At 39.8% G+C, this 12112-nt stretch carries 13 protein-coding genes; 10 read left to right on the forward strand and 3 right to left on the reverse strand.

The window, feature by feature from the left end; all coding sequences use genetic code 11:
- Nucleotides 1-105 precede the first annotated feature (105 nt).
- From QFZ73_RS21945 to QFZ73_RS21965, 5 genes are all read left to right on the forward strand, one after another.
- Nucleotides 106-3816, forward strand: coding sequence for a dynamin family protein (locus QFZ73_RS21945; RefSeq protein ID WP_307270660.1), 3711 nt, complete (start codon nucleotides 106-108; stop codon nucleotides 3814-3816).
- Between the two features lie 15 nt (nucleotides 3817-3831).
- Nucleotides 3832-4593 carry a DNA polymerase beta superfamily protein gene (locus tag QFZ73_RS21950; protein WP_307270663.1) on the forward strand — a complete coding sequence of 254 codons (762 nt, stop codon included), beginning with the start codon at nucleotides 3832-3834 and terminating at the stop codon, nucleotides 4591-4593.
- Nucleotides 4594-4605: 12 nt separating this feature from the next.
- Entirely contained in the window at nucleotides 4606-5433 is an 828-nt protein-coding gene (locus QFZ73_RS21955; protein WP_307270666.1) for a sulfurtransferase, read from the forward strand.
- Between the two features lie 85 nt (nucleotides 5434-5518).
- On the forward strand, nucleotides 5519-6394 hold the full coding sequence (locus tag QFZ73_RS21960) for a 5'-3' exonuclease (RefSeq protein ID WP_251430711.1): 876 nt from the start codon (nucleotides 5519-5521) through the stop codon (nucleotides 6392-6394).
- A gap of 121 nt (nucleotides 6395-6515) precedes the next feature.
- Nucleotides 6516-6797 carry a DUF6123 family protein gene (locus QFZ73_RS21965; RefSeq protein WP_251430674.1) on the forward strand — a complete coding sequence of 94 codons (282 nt, stop codon included), beginning with the start codon at nucleotides 6516-6518 and terminating at the stop codon, nucleotides 6795-6797.
- Nucleotides 6798-6841: 44 nt separating this feature from the next.
- Here the strand turns inward: QFZ73_RS21965 and QFZ73_RS21970 are convergent, their stop codons facing one another.
- Both QFZ73_RS21970 and QFZ73_RS21975 read right to left on the reverse strand, forming a co-directional pair.
- A complete protein-coding gene (locus tag QFZ73_RS21970) occupies nucleotides 6842-7750 on the reverse strand; it encodes a DMT family transporter (protein WP_251430677.1) in 909 nt (302 codons plus the stop codon).
- Entirely contained in the window at nucleotides 7734-8147 is a 414-nt protein-coding gene (locus QFZ73_RS21975) for a reverse transcriptase-like protein (RefSeq protein WP_307270674.1), read from the reverse strand. The genes QFZ73_RS21970 and QFZ73_RS21975 overlap by 17 nt, the downstream gene beginning before the upstream one ends.
- Before the next feature lie 222 nt (nucleotides 8148-8369).
- On the opposite strand from QFZ73_RS21975, the gene QFZ73_RS21980 reads away from it, so the two are divergent.
- The 4 genes from QFZ73_RS21980 (at nucleotide 8370) to QFZ73_RS21995 (ending at nucleotide 10232) form a co-directional block, all read left to right on the forward strand.
- Nucleotides 8370-9041: a reverse transcriptase-like protein gene (locus QFZ73_RS21980; protein ID WP_251430683.1), complete on the forward strand. Its 672-nt coding sequence runs from the start codon at nucleotides 8370-8372 to the stop codon at nucleotides 9039-9041.
- Between the two features lie 5 nt (nucleotides 9042-9046).
- Nucleotides 9047-9232 carry a zinc-finger domain-containing protein gene (locus tag QFZ73_RS21985; RefSeq protein WP_192205281.1) on the forward strand — a complete coding sequence of 62 codons (186 nt, stop codon included), beginning with the start codon at nucleotides 9047-9049 and terminating at the stop codon, nucleotides 9230-9232.
- A gap of 83 nt (nucleotides 9233-9315) precedes the next feature.
- Entirely contained in the window at nucleotides 9316-9615 is a 300-nt protein-coding gene (locus QFZ73_RS21990; protein ID WP_251430686.1) for a hypothetical protein, read from the forward strand.
- Nucleotides 9616-9632: 17 nt separating this feature from the next.
- Nucleotides 9633-10232 carry an HD-GYP domain-containing protein gene (locus tag QFZ73_RS21995; RefSeq protein ID WP_251430689.1) on the forward strand — a complete coding sequence of 200 codons (600 nt, stop codon included), beginning with the start codon at nucleotides 9633-9635 and terminating at the stop codon, nucleotides 10230-10232.
- A gap of 14 nt (nucleotides 10233-10246) precedes the next feature.
- Here the strand turns inward: QFZ73_RS21995 and QFZ73_RS22000 are convergent, their stop codons facing one another.
- Complete coding sequence (locus QFZ73_RS22000) at nucleotides 10247-10708, reverse strand: RrF2 family transcriptional regulator (protein ID WP_251430692.1); 462 nt, start codon at nucleotides 10706-10708, stop codon at nucleotides 10247-10249.
- 170 nt (nucleotides 10709-10878) lie between these two features.
- Between QFZ73_RS22000 and hmpA the strand changes: the two genes are divergently transcribed.
- Complete coding sequence (hmpA, locus tag QFZ73_RS22005) at nucleotides 10879-12087, forward strand: NO-inducible flavohemoprotein (RefSeq protein WP_251430697.1); 1209 nt, start codon at nucleotides 10879-10881, stop codon at nucleotides 12085-12087.
- Nucleotides 12088-12112: the final 25 nt, after the last annotated feature.

Genomic DNA, 12112 nt, shown 5'->3' on the forward strand with positions numbered 1-12112 from the left:
CTGTAATGAATCATATAGTAAAAATAAAGCTGATGGTATGAATAACAAACGAAATCGTTTACAATAAGAATATCAAAATGACGATAGATTAAGGGGTATGGATTCATGATTCAAGAAACATTAAAGCAACAGTCCAAATTGGGGATTTTGACTGCCATGTATGAGAAATTTCAATCGGCAGGTGATACAGGCAATGCCGATAAACTGAAACAGTTAATCATGAAAGTCAATAACGAGGAGTTCATCATTGCTTTTTGCGGGCATTTTTCAGCGGGAAAATCTAGTATGATCAACTTTCTCCTTGGTGATCAAGTACTGCCTTCAAGTCCGATTCCAACAAGTGCAAATACGGTAAAAGTCCAAAAAGGGGAAGACTATGCCAAAGTCTTTTACCATCATCAGCCACCAGTCTTATTTCCTGCACCTTATGATTTTAAAGAGGTTAAGAAATTTGCCAAGGATGGTGATTCAGTATCGGCGATAACGATAAGTTCGAATGATTTTTCACTGCCGGATTCATGTGCGATCATGGATACGCCAGGAATTGATTCGACAGATGATGCTCATAGAGTTTCTACGGAATCTGCCTTGCATCTAGCTGATGTCGTCTTCTATGTCATGGACTATAATCACGTCCAATCAGAAGTGAACTTCCTATTCACGAAAGAATTGTTAGAGGCTGAAAAACCGACATACTTAATTATCAATATGATCGATAAGCATGATGAGAACGAGCTTAGCTTTCAAGACTTCAAGCTTTCCGTTTCGGAAGCATTTGCGAACTGGAATGTATATCCTGATGGTATTTTTTATACATCTGTAAGAGACTTGAACAATAGCGAAAATGAAATAGAAGTGGTCAAGCAATTCATATATAAAATGGCGGGCAAAGGTCTAAATGATGGGAAGGATGCCATCATGCAATCGGCAAATGCCCTTGTCGAAAGGCATCTTAATTGGCTGAAGGAGCAGTATGAAGAGGAACATGCCGATGATTTTGAAGTTTTATCAGAACTTCCTCTTGAAGAGCGAATACACCTGACGAATCAAGTGGACAGCCTATTGAAAGAAAAAAAATCATTAACTGGACGTATAGAGGAAATCAAGGTCCAATATGCTGATGCATTAGAAACCATACTAAAAGGTGCGTACATCATGCCCGCGGCTACACGGGACCTAGGTAAATCTTTCTTGGAATCGGCTCAGCCGGACTTTAAAATGGGTCTCTTATTTGCCAAGAAAAAAACGGATGCCGAACGTGAGGCACGTATCAAGGCATTCTTGACCGATTTACAAGAAAAGGTGAAAACCCAGCTTGAATGGCATCTTAAAGAATTAGCGGTTAAAACGCTTAATCAAGCGGAAATCCATGAGTCAACACTAGAAAGTAAGGCTCAGGCACTTCAGATCGAGGTAACGGAATCTTACATAAAAAACTCTTTGAAGCCTCAAGTTGATATTACGGGTGAATACGTTTTAAACTATACGAATGATTTAGCATCAGCCATCAAAAAGAAAGCTCGTGATGTATCAGAAGGGTTTTTGAATAATATGGTTACGGTTATGGAAGGAATAGTGGAACGGCAGTCTAAATCCATCGATAAGGAGCTTGAAGGTTTTTCTGAATTTGCGGAGGCCCTTAAAGTTACTGCTGCGATGAATGCGGAAATTGAGTACCAAACGGAACGTTTAGAAGCCATTGCTCAACAAACTGAATCATTAGTCGATGAGCGCGATATCGATATGCTTTTAACTCAATGGAATGAAGAGGAAAGAAATATTACAGTCAAGATCATGAAAACCGATGAAGTATGTACTTCAAGGTCCGTCAACGAACCTGAAACGGAACATGATAAAGAAAACAAAGAAGCTGTACCTTCCTTGACTGTTTCTACTTCTGATGCTACTGATTTACGCGGAAAAGAAAAGCTGATGGAGACTGCAACGAGTTTACAACAGGCGGCAAAGCTGATCCAACCTTTGAGAGGGTTTCAATCACTTTATAAAGAATTGAAAGAGAAGGCAAATCGCTTGGAACAGCAAACGTTCACGGTTGCCCTTTTCGGTGCATTCAGTGCGGGTAAATCTTCCTTCGCCAATGCGTTGATGGGAGAAAGCGTCCTTCCTGTTTCACCAAATCCGACAACTGCCGCAATCAACAAAATCATGTCTTCAGACGCTGAGCATCCACATGGAACGGCAACCGTCAAATTAAAGACGGAAGCGATGCTGTTGGAAGATGTAAGCCTGGCCTTGGCAGCTTTTGATAAATCGGCAAAGAATCTAGATGAAGCACTTCAACTAGCAGGGCAAATCATTTCGAAGGCAGGGGAAGTTGATAAGGGGAAAACACATTTATCCTTTCTTAGGGCGTTTCATCAAGGGCTGCCCGAGTACCTAAATGATTTAGGAAATGTGGTTACGGTAGATCTTGAAGGATTTAAACGTTTTGCTGCAGAAGAGTCCAAGTCGTGTCTTGTTGATCTAATTGAATTGCGTTATGACTGTGAAATGACAAAACAGGGGATGGTCCTTGTTGACACACCTGGGGCGGATTCGATAAATGCACGGCATACAGGAGCGGCTTTCGAATATATTAAGAATTCGGACGCCATCCTATTTGTGACCTATTATAATCACCCATTTTCACGGGCAGACAGGGAGTTCTTGATACAACTTGGACGTGTGAAAGATTCTTTCGCCATGGATAAGATGTTTTTCATCGTCAATGCCGTCGATCTGGCACAAACCACTGACGAATTGGACGAAGTGATGGATTATGTCACAGATCAATTGAATGGATTCGGAATCCGTTTTCCAAAACTGTTCCCGCTTACGAGTAAGGGAGCGTTGATGGAAAAACAAACGCCTGGTTCGTTTAAGCATTCGTTCCTTCCTAATAGCGGAATCTCGGAATTCCAAGGCCAATTCGATTCTTTCATAGAAAATGATTTAACTGGACTTGCAATTGAATCGGCTCAAGCGGCTGTAAAAAGAACGGAAGAACTGCTACGAGATGTAATTACAGCTTCCAGGCAGGATGAGAAAGCGAAACGAAATGCCTTGGAGACCCTTTCCCATGAGGCACAGTCCATTTCGGAACTCCTCTCAGTCATTAAAGGGGATGCAGAAAAGCAACGTTTGAAAAAAGAGATAGACGAATTGACTTTCTATAGTAAACAACGGGTCTTCTTCCGGTTTAATGATTTCTTCAAAGAATCGTTCAATCCGGCTGTTTTAAAAGATGATGGAGGCGATTTGAAAATTGTCCTCAAGCAATCGATGAAGAACTTATTGGATGCGTTAGGCTTTGACCTTTCCCAGGAAATGCGGGCAACGGCTTTAAGGACGGAAATGTTCGTAAATAAATTACTGAATGAGAAACAAAGCAGTTTGCTTCAGCAAATGCAAAAAATAAGAAGAACCCTTTCATTACAGCCATATGAACCTAATGAGAGGGAGTCCCTTGAATTTACAGGAGCTTTTGCCAAATTAGATACAGGGGAATTCAAAAAGGAATTGGCATTATTTAAAAATCCAAAATCTTTCTTTGAAAAAAATGAAAAAGCGAAAATGAGCGAAGGGTTTCAGAAGCGTTTAGATGAACCTGCCCTTATATATGTAAAAGAGCAGGGTGAGCGGATTTTCGAAATGTATATTGAAGTACTCGAACAAGAGTTACTCGCGATTCAAAAAGAGTTTAAGACGGAAATATCGGATATCTTTGCAGGTTTACGGGCAGCATTGGAGGAAACGGTCGATTTACCGTATTATGAAAATGCCGTAGCGGAATTGGCTAAAATGCATTTGAAATAGAAACGAGGTTCATTCATGAAAGAAAACCTTATTTCACGTTTGAGATACTTGGAAAAGAAAGAGGATATGACCATATTGATGGCTGCTGTTACTGGCAGCCATTCTTTTGGTTTATCATCGGTACAATCGGATTACGATGTTCGATATATATATGTTCATAATGATAAGCGATCATACCTCAGATTGAGTCAGCCAGTTGAAGTCATTCATTTGAAAGAAGGCCTATTTGACATGGAAGGCTGGGATCTATTTAAATCATCCCGCCTTACCTTAAAGAGTAATCCTGCTCTTTTTGAATTATTTCAATCGCCAATCAAGTTGATAACCCATCCGGATTATTATAGGAAGATGAATGGTTTGATAGCGGATTGCTATTCCAAAAAGGCACTGGGACACCATTACTATCGGATGATGAGTGACAATCTTCAACAATTGACAAAAACAAGGGATTCCGAAAGAAAAGAACTAAAAATATGGGTACAAGTATACCGTTCGTATTTAATCCTGGAATATATCATCCAACGGGGGTCGCTGCCACCTTTATCGGTATGGGAATTACTTGATTTGGTTTCAATTGATCAAGAACTGAAAACCAGGATGACCCGGATATTTAAGGCAAAACAAATGGAAGAACGTATAAGCAATAATGAAAGTGAAAAGAATCTTTCGCTAATAGAAGGGAAATCGCTTTCCATAAAGAATGAGATAACTAGGCTACATAAAGGGAAGAACATGGAAACGGAGCTTAATGAATTAATTTGGACCATTTTGAAATAGGGGGTTTTTCAGATGAGTTTTATAATCGAAAAAGAAGAGCTGTTGCCGTTGTTGAATTCCAGTGATATCAGAATTTGTGACTGCCGCTTTCAGCTAGGCTCTCCTGATGCAGGGTATAATGAATACAAAAGAGACCATATTTCCGGCGCTGTTTATTTCGATCTTGAAAAGGACTTATCGGGGCAGGTTCAAGAACATGGCGGAAGACATCCTCTTCCTGACCTGGAAACCTTTAAAGTTAAACTGGAATCAAATGGAATCACCAATGATACGGTACTTATTGCTTATGATGGCGGGGAAGGTTCTTTTGCTTCCAGGTTTGTCTGGCTGCTGAGCTACCTTGGGCATCAGAAAGTCTTTGTTCTTAACGGGGGCTTTCGCGCCTGGAGGGATGCGGGCTATCCAATTGACTCGAATCAAACGAAATATGTGCCTAAAGAATATCATATCGATTTAAATGAGTCCGTTTTTGCATCCTTTCAAACAGTTAAGGATTACACAATGAATAGGCCTGACGATATCGTATTAATGGATTCAAGGGAATCTAAGCGCTACGAGGGCATAGAGGAGCCAATTGATAAAAAAGCCGGCCATATACCTGGTGCAGTAAATAAGGTGTGGACGAATGTTCTTGAAAATGGCTATTTTAAAAAGAAGGAAGATCTTCAGTCGAATTTCACAGACATCGGTAAAGATAAGGAAATCATTGTGTACTGCGGGTCAGGTGTAACGGCATCACCCAATTATATCGCCCTGAATGAAGCGGGCTTTAAAGATGTGAAGGTTTATATTGGCAGTTTCAGTGACTGGATCTCATATGATGATAATCCAATTGAATAATATTTTTTCCAATTAAACGATCCTTAAAAAAGGGGACAGTTATGTTAAAATGGAAGTACATCATGATAGAGGTGATAATGTGTTAATGAAAGAAAATGAGCAGCATCCTTCCTTTATGCTTGTTGATGGGATGGCGCTTTTATTTAGAGCTTTTTATGCAACGGCCGTTACTGGTCAATTCATGATTAACTCAAAAGGCATCCCGACTAATGCCGTTCAAGGTTTTTTGAAGCATATGCTGACGGCAGTGAATCACTTTTCACCTAGTCATGTAGCGGTATGTTGGGATATGGGCAGCAAGACTTTCAGAAATGAATTATTTGATGGATACAAGGCTAATCGATCAGAAGCTCCAGTCGAAATGATCCCTCAATTCGACCTAGCGAAAAAAGCGGTTGAAGCATTTGATATCCCTAACATAGGGCTTTCAGGATATGAGGCGGATGACTGTATCGGGACAATTGCCAAGGCATCTGCCCAACATAGCCGGGTGGGTATATTGACTGGCGATCAAGATATGTTACAGTTAATAGATGAAAACATTTCCGTACTATTGTTAAAAAAAGGGTATGGTAACTATGAAGTGCATAATCCCGATAGCTTTTTTGAATGGAAAGGGATCACACCGAGGCAAATGATCGATTTAAAAGCTTTAATGGGTGATACAGCTGATAACTATCCGGGAGTTAAAGGAATTGGGGAAAAGACAGCGTTGAAATTATTGATCCAGTATCAAAGTATCGAAGGGATTCTTGAAAATGTTGCTTCATTGACGAATGGGCAGCGGGCTAAAATTGAATCCGCCGTCGATATGCTTCATTTATCCAGAAAGCTAGCAGAAATAAAATGTGATGTACCAATTTCATGTTCTTTGGACGATGCGGTCTATCAGTATGATCGCGAGAAGGTCAAAAATCTGGCTAATGATCATGAATTCAGGGCTTTACTAAGAATGATCTAATCAAACAAGCGGAGCTTCCCAATGGGAGCTCCTTTATTTTGTATGGTGATTTTTTTGTCGAAAAATGGATAGTCAAAATCTTTGATATACGGTAAGATGAAAATAAGGCAAGAAGTATGGAGTGGATGAAGAAGTGGCGAAATCAACTGAAGAGTATGTTAGTTTTTTAGAGGGTAAGGGATTCACTTTTGGTAATGACGCTATTGGTTTTATTTATTTTGGTAAGCGCTACACGAATGCAAGTGATATTTTAGTTAATGCAGCAATAGAATTAACATTGAAGGTACAAAAGAATTTTGATGGTAGCTTTTATATCTCCTTTTTGGAAAACTTAAAACAAAATGGCATTGAAACGCGTAGTGCAGCGGTATCGTTTGCAAAAGAACAGGGGCTGCTTAAATAAATCGGACTTCGTAACTGGAAGTCCGATTTATTTTATTGGGCTTTTCAAGAAAACTCCTGTGTCACCGGTTTCTTTTTCTTAACAGGCAGTTCAGCAAATATCATTCCCAAGAAAATGAATGCGCAGCCGATGATGGAAGCGGAAGTCAATTTTTCCCCTATCAATATGTATGAGGATAACGCAGCAAAAACCGGTTCCATTGAAAAGATCAGCGCCACTCTTGTAGGTGTCGTATAGGCTTGGAAGAAGGTTTGTGCGAAAAAGGCGAACGCCGTGGCAAGGGCTGCCGTAACCAATAATGCAGTCCAAACATCCTTCTGTAACATGACCTCTGAGCTGAGGATGACGGAATGATTCTCTTTGAAAATGAAGGCTGAAACAAATGATAAGAAAGATACGGTGGAAACCTGAATCAGCGTCAACGGTAAAGCGGGAAGGGCCCTGGCATATCTAGCGGTAGTAATGATCTGCATGGCAAAACTGATTGCGCATAAAAATACCAGTAAATCACCGATATTCAAATTGGAGCGGTCAGCGAAAGTCATTAAATAAAGCCCGATGGTTGCGGCTGCGACACCTATTATTGTATTGCGGGACAGCCTATGTTTTAAAAGCAGCAGGGAAAAGACAGGGACCATGACGACACTTAATCCTGTTATGAAGCCTGTCTTCGCAGGAGTTGTATAATTCAATCCGATCGTTTGAAGCCCATATCCCAGAAAAAGCCAAACCCCAATATGAAACCCAGCTATAAAAAGGCCCTTATTCCAAGTTTTCCCCTTTTTGTGTAAGGTCGATATATAAGGGATAAGCAAGAAAACGAAGGCCATGAAGAAACGGACGGCATTAAACGTGAAGGGGTCAAGAAAAGATAGTGCATTTTGGACCATGACAAAAGTGACGCCCCAGATGAATACAACGAATAATAATGAAAAATCAGCTGTCTTGTTCATGATTTTCCTCAGGCTTATTCAATCGAATGGCCCGTCTCGCCAACTCATCCGCGGACTTGTTTTCGAGATTTGGAATCCATTTCATGAAAAATAATTCAAGCTCGTCGGAAAGCTTTAGCGCCCGTTCCAGCAGAATGGCATACTTATTTTTTGCAAATCTTTTTTCAATGGCCTGGTTGATGGCTTGGGAGTCAGTCCGAAAAGAAACGATTTGGTATTTATTGTCAATGCAAATTTCCAATGCTTTGATTAAAGCATGGTACTCCGCTTCATGGTTTTCCATATTTCCAAGCGGAAAGGAATGCCTCTCGACCACACCGTTATTATTTATGAAAACACCTGCGCCGCTCGGCCCTGGATTGCCCGCACTGGCACCATCAATATACACTTCGATCAAGATGTGCTCCTCCTCGAGTTTAACTGTTAATATGCTTTGATAAAAAAATGTTTCATATAAAATTAAGATTGAAACATGAGAATTTCAGGCTGATATGGGAACTATAATTAAAAAGAGTGATTCAAATGCTTACAATATATTATAAAGGGTATGACGAAAAAAAGGTATGGAAATTGTGAGCTGTTCTGCATGAATGGTGAATGGATAAGGAGTTGGAAATCTTTGAAGGTAATTATGCAATGGACATATCATGCTTCAAAAAAACCATCTGCCGATTTCGTTTCGGATTGGCTTGATGCCGGGACTGCACTGGTCATTACGGAAGATCTTGAAAAGGCAGGAAGGCTGAAGGAAGTGGAATTCAAGGATGAATTCGATACAACATGGACCAAGAAGGAGCTAAAGAAACTCCTGACGGAAGTTAAGGAAGAGCCGCAGGATGTGACGGTTTTTTTTGATGGAGGTTTTCTAAAAGATGAAAAGGTGGCAGGAATCGGTGTTGCCATTTACTTTCGTCAAGGTAAGAAGTTCTGGCGGTTACGCACCAATGTGAAATTGGAGCAATTCGAATCGAATAATGAAGCGGAATATGCAGCCTTTCATGAAGCGGTCAGGCAGATGGACGAACTTGGAATCCACCATCAAAGCTGTGTCTTTAAAGGGGATTCACTAGTTGTCTTAAATCAACTTTCCGGTGAATGGCCCTGTATGGAAGAAAACTTAAATAAATGGCTGGACCGCATTGAAGCAAAACTGGATAAATTAAAGATCATTCCGGTCTGCAAGCCAATTTCTCGAAAGGAAAACCAGGAAGCCGATCGCCTGGCAACTCTTGCACTGCAGGGAAAAGCAATTTTCAGCAAAATAGAAATTGATGGGTCAAAGGAGCCATAACAACAATGAACAGGAAAAAAATATATGAAGAAGTGGAAGATGTTCTCGCTTCATTTTGCCAAGATTGTTTTTTACGAAAGCATTTTCGAAAAGAGAAGGGGCGTACTTATGCCCACCAGTTCTGTATTTCAGAATGTACGGTTGGTGAAAAATTAAAACAGCTGGGCAATGAACTTAGTGACCGATCTTAAGTGCCCAAAAATCGCTTTCATTATGATACAAGGAAATACAGGATAGGTAATATGGGTAAAAAATAGAGAAAAGTGTGAGAGCAATGAAAAATAGAAGAGGGAAGCTGAATAATAAAGCGTATCCGCCTCTTATCATACCTGAAATTGATTTCATAATGGAAGAATTGAAAAAAGGTGAAGCTTCTTTAACTGAAGAACATGTACAACCTAACGTAAAGATTCATGAAAGAATTAACGAAGCTACTTTTCAAATCAAAAACATCTTTCAAGATATACGTAAAGAAGGAAAAATACAGTTTGAAATGATTGAAGGGTTTAAGCAGAAGTTGCACCTGCCATTGCAGAAGCTGCAAAGAATCCTGATATTTATTACTCCTAGATAAGTGGCAATGATTCAGACATGAAGCTTGGATTATCGAAAGAAAACCTTTCAGCCCTGACATTGGCAGCCACGCTGCATGACTTGGGTAAAACAAGGATTTCGATAGGAAAACCGGGTAAACTAACTGCGGCAGAATATGAAGAAATGAAACGCCATACCATTTATGGGTATGAATCACTTAAAAATATCCTTGGAATCCCACCATCGATTGCATTAACAGCCCTTCAGCACCATGAACGGGAAGATGGGCAAGGCTATCCACTTGGTCTGAAGGGGAATGATATCCATCATCATTCGAAAATCGTCGCTAGAGCCGATGTATTCCATATGATGTCTTCAAATCGTGTATATCATCAGGCCATGCCGTTTTATAAGGTGATTGAGCAAATGAACAGCGATATGTTCAGTAAATTCAATCCAGAAATCCTGCTGGAGTTTGTAAGCCGATTAATGTCCACTTTGGTCGGAAAAGAAGTCAGGCTTACCAATGGAAGAATCGGGACGATCATCATGATCAATCCATACGATTCCCTTAAAGTTTTATTGAAAACCAGTAAAAGGATCATAGATTTGCGAATGGAAAAAGAATGGCAGATCGAACGAATCATCGGTGAATGAAAAAGAGTCCGATTTTAAAAATCGGGCTCTTCGTCATTCTGCTTTACCGAATCAAAATAGGTTTTGAGCATTACTTTATTTTCGCTGAAGTCTGCAATCGTATATTGATCAAGGACCTGTAGAAAAGCATCCAAGGCATTATTAAGGACAAATTTCAATGAACAAACGGGAGAAATCACACAGTTATCGTGATCTTTAAAACATTCCACTAGATAAAAATCTTCTTCGGTTCTCCGCACCAGTTCCCCTACATTTATTTCAGCGGGTGATTTTGCAAGCCGGAAACCGCCATTTCTTCCTCGTATCGTCTCAATATAGCCTAATTTACCTAAATTATGAACAATCTTCATCAAATGATTTTTAGACAGTTGATATACTTCAGAAATCTCTTTAATATTTGATAATTTGCTTTGGTCGTGGGAAGCCAGGTAAATCAACACTCTAAGTGAGTAATCGGAATAACTCGTCAACCTCATGTTTATCGCCTCACATTCTATCCCCATTTGACTATATCATAAATGTGAACATTTTATAAACATGAAAACTTATTATTTGAAAAGATGTATAAAAAATATTGCTTTTAATGCATTTAAGTTCTAATATAAACATGTATTTAAAATACTTGTTTATGAAAAGAGGTTTAACTATGTTATCCCAAAAAACTATCGATGTTATCAAATCAACCGTACCTGTATTAGAAGTGCATGGTACCACTATCACAACTGTATTCTATAAAAATCTTTTCGAAGCACATCCTGAATTATTAAATATTTTTAATCATGCCAATCAAAAAAAGGGGCGCCAGCAAAATGCACTTGCCAACACGGTTTTGGCTGCAGCTAAATATATAGATCAACTTGAAACGATAATACCTGCCGTAAAGCAAATAGCACAAAAACACAGAAGTCTTGCAGTTAAAGCCGAACATTATCCCATTGTTGGAGAATATTTATTAGGTGCAATCAAGGAAGTGTTACAAGATGCAGCTACAGAAGAAATCCTCCAGGCTTGGGGGGAGGCTTATGGAGTCATTGCCGATGCTTTCATTAGCATCGAAAAGGAAATGTACGACCAAGCTTCCAATCAGGTCGGCGGATGGTCTGATTTCAAACGATTCACAGTCGTGGAAAAGGTACGGGAAAGTGACGTAATCACTTCCTTTTATTTAAAGCCATCAAATGGAGATAAGGTTCCATCATTTCTTCCTGGACAATATATTACAGTTCGTTTCGAGATACCGGGTGAACGCTATTTATTCAACCGTCAGTACAGTTTGTCTGATGTTCCGGGAAAAGATTACTTCAGGATTTCCGTTAAAAAAGAAAAGCCGGGAACCTCTCCTGATGGAAGGGTTTCTAACTACTTGCATGAATCCATTCAGATGGGTGACAGTATAGACGTAACGGCTCCTGCAGGTGATTTCACCATCGATTTGGAAAAACGGACACCGGCGGTATTCTTGAGCGGAGGCGTTGGCATAACGCCTTTCATGAGTATGGTTCATGCGGTAGCTGAACAAACACCCGAGCGTGATGTCCAATTCATTCATGCGTCCGATAATGGCAATTTACAGCCGTTCAGAATGGAACTGACTGAACTGACGCACAAGCTTGCCAGCTATCATTTATCTTTTGTCTTTAAAAATCCGAGTGAGGATGATAAGAACCTGCCGAATTTTGAAAAGGAAGGGTATATCGATAAGGAATTATTGAGCAGTTTTGTTAAACCTGAAGCTGATTATTATGTGTGTGGCCCTGTTCCTTTCATGAAGGCCATTATTACTTACCTAAAAGAATTGGGGATAGATACGGATAAAATTCACTATGAGTTCTTCGGCCCAGCCATGGCATTATAAGGTTCATTCATCGAAGGAATGTTAT

Origin of the sequence: Peribacillus sp. V2I11, assembly GCF_030817135.1 — a bacterium.
GTDB lineage: Bacteria > Bacillota > Bacilli > Bacillales > DSM-1321 > Peribacillus > Peribacillus simplex.